The organism is Rhodococcus chondri, from assembly GCF_036327435.1.
Lineage (GTDB): Bacteria > Actinomycetota > Actinomycetes > Mycobacteriales > Mycobacteriaceae > Rhodococcus > Rhodococcus chondri.
The window spans coordinates 1-15533 of sequence record NZ_JAUZMZ010000023.1 but is presented as its reverse complement, the minus strand read 5'-3'; the positions used below and the strand labels follow the sequence as shown (position 1 = coordinate 15533).

Below are 15533 nucleotides of genomic sequence, written 5' to 3'. Positions count from 1 at the left end.
ACACCGTTCATGTTTGCCGGGACACCGTCCGCGGGAGAGGATGTTTCACGTGGAACAAGACGACGCTGCTCTACTCGAGTGCGCACACAAGGTATTCGGCGAGCGCTTCGAGATCGCCGAGCACTATCACCGCTCACTTTCCACCGACGGGGTCGAACGTGGATTGATCGGGCCGCGGGAAGTTCCCCGGTTGTGGGACAGGCACATTCTCAACTGCGCGGTGATCGGTGAGCTGATCGACGAGGGCGAAACCGTCGTGGACGTCGGGAGTGGGGCGGGTCTGCCCGGTATCCCCCTCGCGATTGCGCGTCCCGATCTGCAGGTGACCCTCGTCGAGCCGTTGTTGCGTCGCACCGTGTATCTGGCCGAGTTCATCGAATCGCACGGTCTCGAAAATGTTCTTGTGGTGCGTGGACGTGCCGAACAGCCGGGTGTGCTGCAGGAAGCCGGCGGTGCGGACGTCGTCACTTCACGCGCGGTGGCTCCGCTCGCGAAGCTCGCCAAGTGGTCGCTGCCTCTCGTTCACGAGGGAGGACGGATGCTGGCGCTGAAGGGCTCGTCCGCGGCCGAAGAGATCGAACGCGACCGGGAGGAGCTCACCCGGCTCGGTGCCGGCAACCTCGAGGTCCTCGAGTGCGGAGTTGACCTGCTCGAGGTTCCGACGATCGTCGTCAAATGCGAGCGCATGAGCAGGCCCTCGCGGCGGAAGAAGAAGCGTTAGTAGTTTCACGTGAAACGCCCCTCCCCTCCCCCGTCGGGGAAGTGAGGGGTTTTCTCTTGCCCGCTCGAGCTCGAGCGCCTCGAGCTCGAGGTTTTCTCTCGAGATGTGCCGAAAACCGACCGCCGGCAAGGCGCTCGGGCCACGTGCAAACACCTACGGTCGTTTCGTCACTGTGACGAATACCGGAACAATGCATAGCAGATGCCGAATTTCATTCTCCGCAAACAAGTCCGGGCTGGATAATCTGGAATCGTTTGTGTGCCGGGGATTTTCGTCCGGTCTTGACTTCCCGGCAGAGGAAGCTTGCCTGTTCGGAACTACGCGGTCCTGTTTCACGTGAAACAGTGTCGGTTCGTGTTTCACGTGAAACACACGCACGCGGTGTCGTGTCGTCCACCTAGAATGCGGATGGGATACTGGTCCACATCGAGGGGTGGATGTGCGGGACGCGTGGGCATCCCGCCCTGCGCCCCCTATCTCATCACTTCGAGTCCGTCTCCATGCGGTTGCCGTGTGCATCGCATGCCGGGTGTGAAGAGGATGTAGCGTGCGAACCGAGCGGATCTACTTTGAAGGAGCGTTCTATGTCGGGTGGATCTGAATCCGCTGTTTCACGTGAAACCGAGCCGATGGACGACGAGTTCTCTCCCGTACCTTTCGACGGCCTCTCCGAAATCGACGACCCGATCGGCATCGACACCCCGATCGGGGCAGCGGCGCACCGCGCCTCGCAGGTTCTTCACCCCAGCGCGGAGAACTCGCTACCGAAGCCCCGTGAACGCCGCGTGTTCACCGTCGCGAACCAGAAGGGCGGTGTGGGTAAGACCACGACCGCCGTCAACCTCGCCGCGGCACTCGCGGTGCAGGGACTGACCGTCCTGGTCGTCGACCTGGACCCACAGGGAAATGCGAGCACCGCGCTGGGCGTGCCGCACCACTCCGGGGTGCCGTCCAGCTACGAGATTCTTCTCGGCGAGGTGCGGGCGTCCGACGCGGTGCAACAGAGCCCCCACAGCGACCGCCTGTTCTGCATTCCCGCGACCATCGACCTGGCCGGCGCCGAGATCGAGCTGGTGTCGATGGTGGCGCGCGAGAACCGCCTCCGGAACGCGCTCACCGTCGAGGCGCTGGGCGATCGTGAATACGACTACATCATCATCGACTGCCCGCCGTCGCTCGGCCTGCTCACGGTCAACGCCCTCGTTGCGGCGAAGGAAGTGCTGATCCCGATCCAGTGCGAGTACTACGCGCTCGAGGGTGTGGGTCAGCTTCTCCGCAACATCGAACTCGTGCAGTCGCATCTCAACCGTGAGCTACACGTATCGACCGTTCTCCTCACCATGTACGACGGGCGCACCAAGTTGGCCGATCAGGTCGCGGCGGAAGTGCGGGCGCATTTCGGTGCTGCCGTGCTCCGTTCCATCATTCCCCGCAGCGTCAAAGTCTCCGAAGCTCCCGGGTACGGAATGACGGTTCTCGACTACGATCCAGGATCGCGCGGCGCGATGAGCTACCTGGACGCCGGGCGGGAGCTGGCGGCACGAGGGTTACACGAGAATCAGGGGAACTCATGAGCGCGACACGTAAAGGTGGGCTCGGACGAGGTTTGGCGGCGCTCATTCCGACCGGACCTCCCCTGGACGCTCCCACCCAGACTGCGGCTCCCGCAGCCCCCGTCCAATCGGCCCCGACGCAGGCTCCCCCCGCTCCGGACAAGACCGCCCCGGCCCAATCGACACTCGCGAAATCGGCACCGGCTCGTAAGACGGGTGCGTCGTCGGGAATGTCGATCTCGCCGTCCGGGCTCGGGTCGGCTGCGGCAGACCTCATCATCGGCGACGGCAAGTCGCCATCGGTGAAGCGGACGGACGACCCCGGCGACGACAGCGGCAGCGGTTCGGCGCCCGAACCCCTCCCCTCCCCCACCGGGGCGGTGTACCTCGAGATCCCCATCGACCGGATCGACCGCAATCCCAAACAACCGCGCCAGGTGTTCGACGACGAAGCGCTCGCCGAACTGGTGCACTCGATCCGCGAATTCGGATTGATGCAGCCCATCGTCGTGCGGCGCGCCGACGAGGAGCGTTTCCAGCTCATCATGGGCGAGCGGCGATGGCGAGCCGCGCAACAGGCGGAGCTGGACACGATCTCGGCGATCGTCCGCGACACCGACGACCAGTCGATGCTGCGCGACGCGCTGCTCGAGAACATCCACCGGGTGCAGCTCAACCCCCTCGAAGAAGCCGCGGCGTACCAGCAGTTGCTCGAGGAGTTCGTGGTCACCCACGAAGAACTCGCAACGCGGCTCGGGCGGTCGCGTCCCGTCATCACCAACATGATCCGGTTGCTCAAGCTGCCCATCCCCGTCCAGCGTCGCGTCGCTGCCGGGGTGCTGTCGGCCGGCCACGCTCGGGCGCTGCTGTCGCTCGAAGCGGGAGCCGATGCCCAGGAGGTGCTCGCTGCGCGCATCGTCGCCGAGGGCATGTCCGTGCGGGCCACGGAGGAAGCGGTGGTGCTTGCCAACCGCGAGCAGACGCCGGGCACCCCGACCGCGCCGCGCCGGAAGCCCATTCAGATGCCCGGACTACAGGATGTCGCGGAGCGGTTGTCCAACTCCTTCGATACCCGTGTCACCGTCAGCCTGGGCAAGCGCAAGGGAAAGATCGTCGTGGAATTCGGGTCGGTCGACGACCTGGAGCGCATCGTGACGATGATGCAGTCCCAAGGCGGCGTCGGTGCCGTAACGATGGAGCAGTCGGACCCTTCTTGACTCCGCGTCGGAGCAGGACAACAGTCTAGAGAAAGACGTGGAGGCGAAGGTATCCCGTGTCTACTCGAGTCACGCCCCTCACCTTGAGCGGTATCGAGCAGTTGCCGGCGCATGCGCGGCGCTGCGTGTTCTGGGAAATGGAACCCGCCGCCGTCGACGACGCGCGCGGATTCGTCGACGCAGAATTCGAGAAGGAAGCGTGGCTGTCCATGGTCATGCTCGAGTGGGGGTCGTGTGCGCAGGTCGCGACCATCGACGACAAGACCGCGGGATGCGCGTTCTATGCCCCGCCCAACATGGTGCCGCGTGCCCGGCTGTTCCCCACGTCGCCGGTCAGCGCCGATGCGATTCTGCTGACGACGATGCGGATCGAACCGTTGGCCGCGGACACCGCCCTCGGGTCCGATCTCATCCGCGCGGTCGTCGACGACCTGGTGCGTCGCAACGTGCGCGCATTGGAGGCATTCGGTTTCCGCGCCGGCGGTGAGCCCGAATCATCCACCGGTCAGGTACCGACCGCGACGGCGGCTCTCGCCTGCTCTCCGTCCGAGTGCATGCTTCCCGCCGATTTCCTCGAGGACATGGGGTTCGACGTGGTGGCCCCCCACCCGCGCTTCCCGCGGCTGCGTCTCGAACTCAACCGGGACCACGGCTGGAAGGAAGAGGTCGAGGCGGCCCTGGATCGCTTGATCGAGTCCGCGTCGTTCACGATCGAGGATTTCGCCGGGCGCTCCACGGTCGGCGTGCCGTAGTTCTCACCCGCCGCGGCTCTCGCCCACCACCGAGTGCCGCAACGACAACGGTCACCGGGATCGAGATCCCGGTGACCGTGTGCGGAACGATTCGGTGAGCGCGGCTCAGCGCGTCTCGGTGATGGACAGCTCTTCTGCCAGAAGCTCCGCGAACGTGTACGTGCCGGTCGGCTGATCATCCTGACCCAGCAGATACAGCCGCTTGACGGAGATGAGGATGGCCTCGGCGATCGTGTCGCGCGACCGCGGGTCGGCGAGGAGCGACGAATCGTGGTCGTTGGTGAGGTAACCGAGGTCGATCTGCACCGTCGGCATATTCGTCAACCGCAGCAGATCCCACGTCCGGCCGTGGCTCCGGCAATCCTGCAGTGACGTGCGGGCCACGATCTCCCGCTGGATGTAGCCGCTGAGGACCTGACCGATCATCGATTCGGATCCGTGAGAGTTACCGTAGTGGAAGCTTGCGATGCCACTCGCGAACGGATTCGCACTGGTGTCGCAGCGCAGCGAGATCATCAGGTCCGCGCCGAAGGCATTGGAAGTTCCGGCCCGCTCCACGTCCGTCGGGTTCGCGTGGTACGGACGCGAGAGGAACGTTTCCATCCCCGTCGCCGCCATCCGGCCTTCGAGCCTCCGGGAGAGATCCCACAGGATGTCGGCTTCGGAGATGGCCCCGTGTGGATTCGGGACGATGATGCCGTGGTGTCTGCCGCCGAGCCCCGGGTCGATGACGATGCGTTTGCCACTGAGCTGAGGCCCGGAGCGACGCACGATTTCTTCCTCGCTGATCGCGTGCGGCGAACCGCCGGACACCCGAGTGCCCAGCAGATCGAGTGCGCGAAGAGTTTCGGCGCCGCAGATGCCGTCGGAAGCCAGCCCGATCTCACGCTGGAAGGAACAGAGCCCCTCGTGGGTGCGCGAGCCGAAGTAGCCGTCGATGCGGTCGACGTAGAACCCGAGATCCTGGAGGCGGGTCTGCAGGGCCGCGACGTCGTCGCCGTACAGCGGCGCCGACAGCTGATAGATGAGGGTGCGGGCGCCGAGGCGGTACGAAGCTTCCTTCAGCGACCGATATGTGGCGGGACCGACGACCCCGTCGACGAGTAGTCCGCGCTGCTGTTGGAAGGCTCGCACAGCGCCGTCGAGTTCGCGATCGAACATGACGTCCGAACCCACCCATTCCCCGGTGGGGCCGGTGTCGCTATGGAGGAAACCCAAACCTGCCAGAGTGCTTCGTATCTCGGCGACTGCCGGGCCGTGGTCGCCGTGACGAAGAGGGCGCATGTCTCGGGCCTTTCCGTGCTGACCGGATTGTGCCCGGCACGCAGCAGGGCAACATCAACGAATTATCTCAGATGCGCCCGGAGCCGGGGCTCACGGGCGCATCTGCGAGTCGATCTGCAGGACGGTACTACAGGACGTCTGCGAGGTCTCGCAGCAACGCCGCCTTGCCCTTGGCGCCGACGATCGTCTTCACGGGCTTGCCGCCGGAGAACAGGATCATCGTGGGGATGGACATCACCTGGTAGTCGCGAGCCGACGACGGGTTGGCGTCGATGTCGAGCTTGGCGACGGTCAGCTTCTCGCCGTGCTCACCCGCGATCTCCTCGAGGACGGGCGCAACCATCTTGCAGGGGCCGCACCACGTGGCCCAGAAGTCGACCAGGACCGGCTTGTCGGCCTGGAGGACGTCCTCGACGAATGTGGAGTCGGTGATGGTGATCGTGTTGGAATTCTTCTCTGCCACGGTGGTCTCCTGCTGTTGAGGGATGAAGGAAAGTGTGCTGCGACGACCGGTGATCGGTCAGGCGTGCGCTGCGCTGCCGACCGTGGGCTCGGTGACCTCACGGTTCGCAACGAGCCACCGTTCGGCGTCGATCGACGCCGAACAGCCCGTTCCGGCGGCGGTGATGGCCTGACGGTAGGTGTGGTCGACGAGGTCGCCGGCTGCGAACACTCCGGGGGCGGAGGTGGCCGTCGTCGGGGACTCCACCTTCACGTAGCCCTCCTCGTCGAGTTCGATCTGACCGGAGACGAGAGCACTGCGCGGATCGTGGCCGACAGCGACGAACAGGCCGGTGACGGCGAGGTCGCTGCGGTCGCCGGTGACGGTGTCCTCGACGACGAGGTTCGTGACGGAGTTCTCGCCCTGGACCTCGGCGACCCGAGCGTTGGTGAGGAAGCGAATCTTCTCGTTGGCCCGGGCCCGCTCGAGCATGATCTTCGACGCGCGGAACTCTTCGCGTCGGTGGATGAGCGTGACGCTGCGCGCGAAGCGGGTGAGGAACGTGGCCTCTTCCATCGCGGAGTCACCGCCACCGACAACGGCGATGTCCTGGTCGCGGAAGAAGAAGCCGTCACACGTGGCACAGGCCGAGACGCCGCGTCCGAGGAGCTTCTCCTCCCCCGGCACACCGAGGTAACGGGGTTCGGCACCCATCGCGAGGATGACGGCGTGGCTGCGGTACGTCTCGCCGTTCGCGACGACGGTCTTGACCGGTCCGGTGACGTCCATTTCCTCGACGTCCTCGGTGCGGATGTCGGCACCGAAGCGGAGAGCCTGCTCGCGCATCTGGTCCATGAGTTCGGGACCCATGATGCCGTCCTTGAATCCGGGATAGTTCTCGACCTCGGTGGTGGTCATGAGCTCACCACCGAACTGGGTGCCCTCGAACACGAGGGGCGTGAGCTCCGCGCGCGCCGCGTAGATCGCCGCGGTGTAGCCGGCGGGTCCCGAACCGACGATGATGAGGTCGTGAATCGTGGGCGAGGTCGTCATGCGGGCCTTCCAGGTCGTCTGTGAGGTCATGGGGATGTCGCTTGCCGGTCGAGCCGGCTCGGCAGACGTAAACGTTCAACACCAGGGTAAACGGTGTTGTTCCCCCAGAGCCGTGGGTCACACCACAGCGCTGTGTCTCACGCCACAGTCGGTGATATCGCGGGGTCGGGAAGGTCGGTATGCGAGTGGTCGCGCATCGACTCGCGGATCACGCACCGGGTGCCCGTGTAGATGGTGGGCATGCACTTGTTGCAGTGGATGCACAGGCCCTCGTCCGCACGGTGCTGGGCGAACTTGTTGACGAGGTCGGGATCGCGCAGCAGTGCCCGTCCCATCGCGGCGAATTCGAACCCTTCGCCGAGGGCACGTTCGATGGTGTCGAGGCGGTTGATGCCGCCGAGAAGGATCAGCGGGAGCGCCAATTCGGAACGGAACTGGCGCGCCATCGGGAGGAAGAATGCCTCTTCGAACGGCAACTTCGGAAAGATCCTGGGCCCGTAGACCTTCAGACCCCAGCCGACCACCCTCGGCTGGGATGCCTGGAACTCCTTCATCGGGACATCGCCGCGGAAGAAGTACATGCCGTTGAGGAGTGAGCTGCCACCGGTGAGTTGCATGGCGTCGATGCATCCGTCGGCTTCGATGAGCTTGGCCATCGGTACGGATTCGTGGAGCCACAGACCTTGTGGCACGCCGTCGGTCATGTTGAACTTCGCGATGACGGCCACCTTGTCGCCGACTGCTTCCCTGACCGCTTCGAGGACCCGTCGCGGGAACGCGGTCCGGCGCTCGATACTGCCGCCGTAACGGTCCTTTCTCCTGTTGAGGTTGGGACTGAAGAACGAGCTGAGCAGGTAGTTGTGGCCCAGGTGGATTTCGAGAGCGTCGAAGCCGGCCTCCACCGCGTTGCGCGCGGCGTTCGTATAGTCCCTGACCACCGAGTCGAGTTGCGCGAGGCTCGCCCCGTGCACGAGACCCATTGCAGGTGCGCTGATCCGAGTCGAGGGTGCGAGGGTCCGCATGCCGTTGGAGATCTGGTTCGCGACGAGGCCGGCGTGGCCGATCTGTGCCGATGCGAGTGCGCCTTCGGCGTGTACGGCGTCGGTGAGGCGGCGTAGTCCGGGTACGGCGTCACGATCGAGGACGAGCGTGTCGCGGTGGACACGTCCGCTGGGCGACACCGAGCAGTAGGCGACGGTGGTCAATGCGGCGCCGCCGCGCGCGACCTCGGCATGGAATTCGATGAGCTTGTCGGTGACTGCGCCGCGAGGCATGACGCCTTCGAAGGTGGCGGCCTTGACGATGCGGTTGCGGAGGGTGAGCGGGCCCAGTCGGGCGGGCTCGAACACGGTGGGTCTCGGCTTGGTCATGCCTCTACTTTCGATGCCAATGGTATCGTAACTATTCGCCTGACTATAACCCTCGTCACATCCGTGCGCCACGATCCTCGCCGAAAAGATACGAACTGTATGTCCGATAATTCACCCGGCCGTCCCCGCGATCCTCGTATCGACGCCGATGTACTCGCCGTGACGCGCGAGATGCTCGTCGAGGTCGGCTGGGACGGACTGAGCATGCGCGGAATCGCGGCCCGCGCCGGTGTCGGACGGGCCGCCCTCACGCGGCGCTGGCCCACCAAGGCGCATCTCGTCCTCACCGCCCTCCTCGGTGCGGCTCCCGACCTCGAGCCCTACGACGGCATCGACCGTCGCGGGTGGATCGAATGGGTGGTCACCGGCAGTATCGAGTTGTTCGGACGACCCGAGGTGCGTGCCGCCCTTCCGGGCCTGCTTGCCGCTATGCGCGACCATGAGGATCTCCGGAACACCTTGTGGCGCACCTTCAGCGGCCCGAGCACCGCGCTGTTTACGGACGGCGCGGACGCTGCCGCCGAGTTGGATGCCCGCGCTGTGCTGGTGATGGCGGCCGGCTCGGCGCTGTTCGCGGGGCTCATCGCCGCCGAGGACGACACCCCGGGACTGCGCGCGCGTGTCCTGGAGTTGCTGCTCCCGGTCGCGGGGGGATGAAACCCGTTTCGACGCAGTCCGTTACGTCACCCGATCGTTTCCCGATGCAAGGTCTCGGGACCTTCTGCGCCGCAGCCGCTCCCGACCACGAGTGCCGTCAGCTGCGGAGGTTGCGGCCCGGGCAGCAGCAGGATCACTGCGTCCCGCTCCGCGAAGCGGATCGATCGAGAGCCGAGAACCGCTTCGGTGGAATCGAATCCGTTGGCTGTCAAGCATTCCTCCAACCGCTTCGGCTCCGTGAGCGGCCCGCGTTCGGTCGTGCCGACCAGACCGTGCAGCACCGCCGGCTCGAGGAGCGAGCGCGTCGTCTGACGACTCCGAGGTCGGTGCGGCGAGCGGAACCGTGCCGGGCCCCTCATCGCCCTGCGCGACACCGCGCAACACGAGAGTGAAGATCACGGCGAGCGCCGCGGCGGCACCGATTCCGGCGACGGTGAGCAGTCGCCGTCTACGCTGACGTTGCTCTCCCTGGGCGGCCAGCGCCGTGTCGATCCGGGCCGCGACCTCCGGAGGTATCGGAGTGGTCGGAGCAGCGTCACCGAGTGACCTCAGCCGTGACTGCACGGCGTCGAGCGAGGCGATGACGGCCATCGCGTCCGGATCGCGTCGCACCCGCGGCCACAGGCGGTCCGCCAGATCGTCGTCCAGCGCGCCGGCGTGCAGATCTGCGAGCAGGTCGGCGGAGTACGGCGGACGTAACAGCTCGTCCTCGTTCATGCGCGGTCCTCCTCGGCGGCAGCGGTGCCTTCTCCACAGTAAGACGATGCCCGTTCACGTTCGGTTCCCTCCGTCGCGAAGGTCGGCGAGAAGGACAGCGAGTTTTCCGCGTCCGCGCGCGCATCTGCTCTTGACGGTCCCTTCGGGCACCCCGAGCCTCCGGGCCGCCTCCCGCACCGGATAGCCCTCGACATCGACGGCCACCACGGCGGCTCGCTGATCCGGTGGAAGCGCGAAGAGGGCCGATTCGATGTCGAGTGCGATCTCGACGTCGGTGAGGTGACTGTGCTGGTGGTGCGGATCTTCCACGTCGTCGTCGAACAGTGGCACGGTGGGACGAACCTTGTTGCGCCGGATCCGATCCAGGCACGCATTGACGACGATGGTGTGCAGCCAGCTGCGCACTGCCGCATCCTCACGAAAGGTGCCCGCCATCCGGTGTACCGACAGCAAGGCCTCCTGTAGCGCATCGGCCGCGTCCTCCTGTGAATAGCTGGTGCGGCGCGCGACCTGCCAGAGATGGTCGTAGTGCCGAGACAGCAACGTCGAGAAAGCGTGTCGGTCCCCTGCCGCATGCGCCGACAGCAAATCTGCGTCGGACACGGCGATTTTTGCGATCCCCCCGAAAATTCGCACGCGCGGATGTTATCCGATTTGCCCGGGAAAGCCCGGCGACGAGATTCCGCGTCAATCGGCGGCGGTGAAGGTGATCTCGGAGATCGTGCTCTTGTTGCTGCCGCCGCTGGTGCTCAGATCCGTGATCCAGAGCAGCACGTGGGACGTGCTTCCCTCCGACTCCAGGGAGATCTCGGTCTCGCCGGATTCCAGTGTGCCGGAACCGATCACCTGGGTCTGATCGAGGGACGACTCCGCCGACGGTGCGCTGCGTACCTCCACGACGGTGCCCGGCGAGTCGGTAATGACCTTGACCGACGCCGGCGTGGCCGACTTCTCCAACGTCAGCATCAGACCCACGCCGCTCTTCAACGACGGAAACGGCTCGAAGTACGCGTCGGTGCTCCACGCCGTGCTCGGGTCACCGTCGATCGCGAGCGGTGCGGTGGCCGGCGAGTCGGGGGTGCCCTGCGGCGAGAAGACGGCCACCGACGTCGCGGCCACCGGTCCCGTCGCGGCCGACGAGGCAGGTTCGGCCGCGGTGGCCGACTCGGCCGGTGCCTCCACCGTGGGCGTGAGCCCGAAATCCTGGCTCGTCAACGGCGCGTCGTTGGCGTTGCCCGCCAACAGGTTCGTGATCCACCAGCCGATCAACGCGAGCAGCACGACCGTCGTGATGCCGAGACCGACCAGAGCCATGAGCATCCGGTTCGAGTGCTTCTTCTTCTCGGCCAGCGCCTCCGGATCGGTGAGGGCATGCGTTTCGGGTGTCGCCGCGCGCTGCCCGAGCCGCAGCGCCGGGATCATCTCGGTCTTCTGGTCGACGACCGACGCCTGATCGAGAATGTGCTGGACCGTCGCCGCGGTCCGGATGCTGCCGTCGGTGGAAAGTGCGCGCACCGCCACCGCAGAGATCTCGAACGGCACGTCGGGCCGGATGGCCCGCGGTTCGACGGGTTCACCGTTCCCACCGCGATCGGCGGGAGGCATTCCGCCGATGGTTCCGCCGTGCCGGGTGTCGTCGTGTCCGGGGGCGGGCAGTTCGGCCAGCGGCCAACGACCGGTCATCAGGCCGTAGAGACTCGCGCCGAGGCCGTGCACGTCCGACATCGCATCCGCATCGGAGAACGTCGCGGGGAACGCGAGCACCGCGTCGCCGGCGACACTGATACGGATCCGGTCGGGATGGTCGATCGACAGCGCGCCGCCTCCACGGTGAGCAGCCTCCGCCGCGGAGGCGAGCGCACGGATCGCTCGGGCCGCACCGATCGGAGACGGCTCGGTGGCCGACATTTCACGCAGCGAGCGGCCCGGTGTCCATTCCGACACCACGATGCCGCCGGAGCTGCCGCGCACGACGTCGAGGACGCGCGCCAGACCCGGGGAGCTGATCCGGCCGAGCCGCAGCGTGCGGGACAGGACGGCCTGCGGCGAATCGGGACCGGTGGCTTCCGCGGCGCGCTGCTCGGCATCGACGAACGTCAACGCGACCTCGCGGTCGAGTTTGACATCGAGGGCCTGCCAGAAGCGCAGCCCGCGCGCGCCGCCGTGCGGTGCCAGGAGCCGGTAACGGCCACCCGCGACAGATGCACCGGCGATGAGATCGGGACCGCGCATCGTGCGGCGCGGTGCCGATCCGGCGACATTCACCGGCGGAAGTTGCGGTGAGCCGATGGGGATGATGCCGGTGTCGACGTGAGGGTCGCGGGGCGGCCGGGCCGCGGGAGCGGATTCGGGATGCGCGGACTTCGCACGGTCCGAGGTATCGATCGTGGACTTGCCGGCAGCGTGGTCGTCGCTCACCCTCACTCCTTCTTCGTCGACTCGTCCACTCCTGGTTCGGAGACGTGGATCGCCCTGGGCTGCGAAATATCGCGGTCCTCTACGCGCGGGCCGAATCTGCTGTTGACCAGGGTACGGGAGTTGTCGCTGTGCATCGACGCCTCCGGGTGTGTCCCGAATCGCCGGCATAACCTCTGTGATCGCGTCGTACGGCCCCACCCCGTAGTCGCCGAAGTCGATCCGCGGCAGTATCACGGTCTTCTCGGTGTCCGATTCGGGATATGCCTCGCGCCGGGGGAAGCGCTGCGGCGGGGGGAACTGCTGAGGCCGGGGCTGCTCGGTGGCCGCGGTTGTGGACGGGTCCGCGACCGCGACACCGGAAGCGTCGTCGGGGGCACCGCGCCCGCGCAGGGTCGCGACCTTCCGCCGGACCACCGCCTCGATCGCGAGGATCTCGGGCACCTTCAGCATCCACATCGCAACGAGCGCGACGAGCACCATGACCACGCCCGTGATGGCGACCCGGATCATCGAGCCGAGTCCGCCGAACCGCTCGGCGAGCGCGTCGAGCTGCATCGCCCAATCCACGAAGAGCACGGCGGCGGCGCCCGCCACCGATGCGAGCACCACGTGCCACACCGTGCGGCCGACGTTCGCCATCTGCAGGTCACCGAGCGTGCGGTGCAGCAGGAACCCGCCGATGAACGCGCCGACCGTGAACGCGAGACCGGTCGCGACGCCGAGCAGCACGACAACCTGCTCGTCGCTGCGTGCAACGACGGGGGCCAGCGCCGACAGCGCGATCTTGACGGCGGTGATGCCGAGGATGATCCACGTCGGCGTCCACGCCTGCTCGCGCGCGTAGAACACGCGCAGGTGGATGAGGACGAGGGAGTACGGGATCAGGGTGAACGCGGACCAGCTCACGGCCTGGCCGAGGAGCTCGGCGTTGCCTGTCCCGAAATTGCCGTACCCGTATAGCGCGGCGCCCACATGAGGACCCGCGATCGTGAGGAAGGTGACGATCGGGACGAGCGCGATCATCGTCAGGCGTGTGGCCACCGACAGGTCGTCGACGACCGCCGGGGTGTCTCCGTCGGCCGCATTACGGCTCAGCCGCGGCATGATCGCGGTCAGCACCGTCACGCCGAGCACGCCGTACGGCAGCTGCAGCAGCAGCCACGCATTGTTGTAGATCGCGGGGCCCGCTTCGTCGGCGCCCGAGGACACACGGGTCGCGAAGACCATCCCTACCTGGCTGATCAGCACGTACAGCACGATCGCCGTGGCCATTCCGCCGAACTGCCGCAACCGGTCGTCGAGACCCCACAGCGGTTTGAGATTGATGCCCTCGCGGCGCAGCGCCGGAATCAGGCACAGGGCCTGGGTGATCACGCCGAGCAACACACCGAGACCGAGCACCAACAGCTTCGGATCGCTCATCCGCGCCGGATCGAGGGTGATCTCCCCCGGCATCAGGTAGTAGGCGACCAGGACCACGAGCACCACGAGGTTGTTGAGCACAGGTGCCCACGCGCCGGGTTTGAATACCTGGCGTGTGTTGAGAATGCCGGTGAACAGTCCCGACAGGCCGTAGAAGACGATGGCAGGGAGCAGCAGATACGACAATGCCGTCGTCAACGACGTCGACACCTTGCCCGACTCGTCGAGGAACACGTGCGTGGTCAGGAGCGGAGCAGCGGCGATGGCGAGCACCGTCGCGCCCAACAGCAGAGCCAGCGCCGCCGTGAACAGGCGCCGGACGAACGCTTCGCCGCCGTCGGGATCCTCGCGTTCGGCGCGGACCAGAACCGGCACCACGATCGAGGTGAGAACTGCGCCGAGCACCAGTTCGGAAATCATGTTCGGGATTTGATGGGCCACCGTGAACGAGCTGGCCACGCCCGCACCGAGCAACGTGAGCACCAGCAACTGCTTGAGGAACCCGGTGATGCGACTGACCAGGGTCGCCACCGCGATCGACCCGGTCGCTGCCAGGAGACTCGGAGGCTTGCGAGACGGGCGTCCGGCGCCGGTGACGTCCGGTGAAGTCGTCGGCGACTCCACGTAATCGTCTCGCGTCGGATTCCCGGTCATGGTCGTTCGTACCCTTCGTCGGCTGGATCCGGCTCTCCGCGGAACCGGTGCAGCAGTCGCCGGCCCGCCAAGAACAGCAGAAGCGCCCCCGCACAGCCCGTCACGATGGCGAGAATCTGGCCGTACGCATTGGAACGTACCGTCACATTCGTCGGTGTGCCGAGCGACAGGCCGGACTCCGTCGTGAGCGCGAACTCGAGTTCTAGCTTCCGCGAATCGCTGATCTGGGCGGGCACCGTCAGGGTCCGGCTGCCGCGCGGCGGAAGCTGGGTCGGCCCGATGTCGGTGATATCCACCGCAGAGGGCGCGTCCACGTGCAACCGCACGGTGATGCCCACGGGCAGATCGTTGCGCGCGACCAAGAGTAAGGGACTCTGCTCCGAGGTCAGCGTGTAGACACCCCCCGGTGAGAGCACCGTCACGCCCGCGTACATTCTGTCGACCGCCTGATGTACCTCGTCGGCGCGCTCGTCGGCAGCGCTCGCGGCATCGTCGAGATCCGGTCCGCGCCGACCCGCAAGGCTCATCGCCCGCAGCAGATCCTCCCGCAGCGGCGCCATGAACAATTGCGGCGTCAGCTGCGCTTGCGGATCGGTCACCAGCGCCGCCTGCAGGCCATCGAGTCGGGGTGCGTGCTCGGCGGCACGAGTGACCACCGATGCGGCCGCACCGTCGGAGATCGCCTGCTCGGGGTACGAGAGGACAGAAGCGTCGGATGCCCCCGCGACCCCGGTGGCCGACGAGATCACAGCTTCGAACGGACGTGGCGTGGCCAGGCCGGATCCCATGAGCGTCGAGAGCATGGACAGCACAGCCGACGCGTCGTCGGGAGAAGCCGACCACAGCTGCGGCGGCGCGAACAACACCGTACGACCGGGCGTCGGCAGCATTGTCGGGGTCGAGCCTTCGGAGGGTGGCTTCAACGTGGGCCAGGCCAGCGCACCCAGAGCATCCTGCAGCCGGGCGGTCGTCGAATCCTCGGTCAGGTCGTAGCGGGCCGACTCCGGGACGAACGACGGGGTCTGCGGGCTCGAGCCGACTGCGGCGAGCGCAGCCGCGGCCGAACTGTCGAACAGTCCCGCGGTCAGCCCGTCGACGCCGGACACCCGAACCGATGTCGCGTCGGTCGAGCGCTCCACCGAATTGTCGGCAAGGAGGACGGTGACCGGTCCACCCGTCGCTCCGCTCGCCCCGTCACCTCCACCCGTCGCTCCGCTCGCGCCGTCACCTCCACCCGTCGCTCCGCTCGCGCCGTCACCTCCACCCGTCGCTC

13 protein-coding genes are annotated in these 15533 nt (G+C 66.6%); 5 read left to right on the top strand and 8 right to left on the bottom strand.

The genetic code is table 11. From position 1 onward, the window contains the following. The first annotated feature begins 40 nt into the window (after window positions 1–40). The 4 genes from rsmG (at window position 41) to Q8814_RS06340 (ending at window position 4243) form a co-directional block, all read left to right on the top strand. Entirely contained in the window at window positions 41–721 is a 681-nt protein-coding gene (rsmG, locus tag Q8814_RS06355; RefSeq protein ID WP_330151175.1) for a 16S rRNA (guanine(527)-N(7))-methyltransferase RsmG, read from the top strand. 584 nt (window positions 722–1305) lie between these two features. Continuing rightward, entirely contained in the window at window positions 1306–2295 is a 990-nt protein-coding gene (locus Q8814_RS06350) for a ParA family protein (RefSeq protein WP_330151174.1), read from the top strand. After that, on the top strand, window positions 2292–3491 hold the full coding sequence (locus tag Q8814_RS06345) for a ParB/RepB/Spo0J family partition protein (protein WP_330151173.1): 1200 nt from the start codon (window positions 2292–2294) through the stop codon (window positions 3489–3491). Before Q8814_RS06350 ends, Q8814_RS06345 begins: the two co-directional genes overlap by 4 nt. Window positions 3492–3547: 56 nt before the next feature. Continuing rightward, complete coding sequence (locus tag Q8814_RS06340) at window positions 3548–4243, top strand: GNAT family N-acetyltransferase (RefSeq protein ID WP_330151172.1); 696 nt, start codon at window positions 3548–3550, stop codon at window positions 4241–4243. Window positions 4244–4348: 105 nt separating this feature from the next. Here Q8814_RS06340 and Q8814_RS06335 read toward each other — a convergent pair whose 3' ends face one another. From Q8814_RS06335 to Q8814_RS06320, 4 genes are all read right to left on the bottom strand, one after another. Next, complete coding sequence (locus Q8814_RS06335; RefSeq protein WP_330151171.1) at window positions 4349–5527, bottom strand: N-acetylmuramoyl-L-alanine amidase; 1179 nt, start codon at window positions 5525–5527, stop codon at window positions 4349–4351. A 127-nt stretch (window positions 5528–5654) separates the two neighbouring features. Beyond that, the gene (gene trxA / locus Q8814_RS06330) at window positions 5655–5990 is read right to left on the bottom strand and encodes a thioredoxin (RefSeq protein ID WP_330151170.1); all 336 of its coding nucleotides are present in this window, start codon (window positions 5988–5990) and stop codon (window positions 5655–5657) included. A gap of 57 nt (window positions 5991–6047) precedes the next feature. Continuing rightward, window positions 6048–7022, bottom strand: coding sequence for a thioredoxin-disulfide reductase (gene trxB / locus Q8814_RS06325; RefSeq protein WP_330151198.1), 975 nt, complete (start codon window positions 7020–7022; stop codon window positions 6048–6050). 137 nt (window positions 7023–7159) lie between these two features. After that, a complete protein-coding gene (locus tag Q8814_RS06320; protein ID WP_330151169.1) occupies window positions 7160–8392 on the bottom strand; it encodes an NADH:flavin oxidoreductase in 1233 nt (410 codons plus the stop codon). A gap of 99 nt (window positions 8393–8491) precedes the next feature. On the opposite strand from Q8814_RS06320, the gene Q8814_RS06315 reads away from it, so the two are divergent. Beyond that, window positions 8492–9049, top strand: a complete 558-nt coding sequence (locus Q8814_RS06315; RefSeq protein WP_330151168.1) for a TetR family transcriptional regulator — start codon at window positions 8492–8494, stop codon at window positions 9047–9049. Window positions 9050–9070: 21 nt separating this feature from the next. Here the strand turns inward: Q8814_RS06315 and Q8814_RS06310 are convergent, their stop codons facing one another. The 4 genes from Q8814_RS06310 to Q8814_RS06295 all read right to left on the bottom strand — a co-directional run. Beyond that, window positions 9071–9766, bottom strand: a complete 696-nt coding sequence (locus Q8814_RS06310) for a hypothetical protein (RefSeq protein WP_330151167.1) — start codon at window positions 9764–9766, stop codon at window positions 9071–9073. Between the two features lie 54 nt (window positions 9767–9820). Continuing rightward, window positions 9821–10402 carry an RNA polymerase sigma factor SigM gene (sigM, locus tag Q8814_RS06305; RefSeq protein WP_330151166.1) on the bottom strand — a complete coding sequence of 194 codons (582 nt, stop codon included), beginning with the start codon at window positions 10400–10402 and terminating at the stop codon, window positions 9821–9823. 51 nt (window positions 10403–10453) lie between these two features. After that, window positions 10454–14260 (bottom strand): murein biosynthesis integral membrane protein MurJ, encoded by a 3807-nt coding sequence (gene murJ / locus Q8814_RS06300; RefSeq protein ID WP_330151165.1) that lies wholly within the window; start codon window positions 14258–14260, stop codon window positions 10454–10456. After that, window positions 14257–15533, bottom strand: a 1277-nt coding sequence (locus tag Q8814_RS06295; protein WP_330151164.1) for a DUF6049 family protein, incomplete at its 5' end; no start/stop codon positions are given. The genes murJ and Q8814_RS06295, both read right to left, overlap by 4 nt.

Coding starts and splice junctions, on each gene's coding strand:
- Q8814_RS06335 (WP_330151171.1), bottom strand. CDS start 5,527: ATGCGCCCTCTTCGTCACGGCGACCACGGCCCGGCAGTCGCCGAGATA.
- Q8814_RS06345 (WP_330151173.1), top strand. CDS start 2,292: ATGAGCGCGACACGTAAAGGTGGGCTCGGACGAGGTTTGGCGGCGCTC.
- Q8814_RS06350 (WP_330151174.1), top strand. CDS start 1,306: ATGTCGGGTGGATCTGAATCCGCTGTTTCACGTGAAACCGAGCCGATG.
- Q8814_RS06320 (WP_330151169.1), bottom strand. CDS start 8,392: ATGACCAAGCCGAGACCCACCGTGTTCGAGCCCGCCCGACTGGGCCCG.
- trxB (WP_330151198.1), bottom strand. CDS start 7,022: ATGACGACCTCGCCCACGATTCACGACCTCATCATCGTCGGTTCGGGA.
- rsmG (WP_330151175.1), top strand. CDS start 41: ATGTTTCACGTGGAACAAGACGACGCTGCTCTACTCGAGTGCGCACAC.
- Q8814_RS06310 (WP_330151167.1), bottom strand. CDS start 9,766: ATGAACGAGGACGAGCTGTTACGTCCGCCGTACTCCGCCGACCTGCTC.
- Q8814_RS06315 (WP_330151168.1), top strand. CDS start 8,492: ATGTCCGATAATTCACCCGGCCGTCCCCGCGATCCTCGTATCGACGCC.
- murJ (WP_330151165.1), bottom strand. CDS start 14,260: ATGACCGGGAATCCGACGCGAGACGATTACGTGGAGTCGCCGACGACT.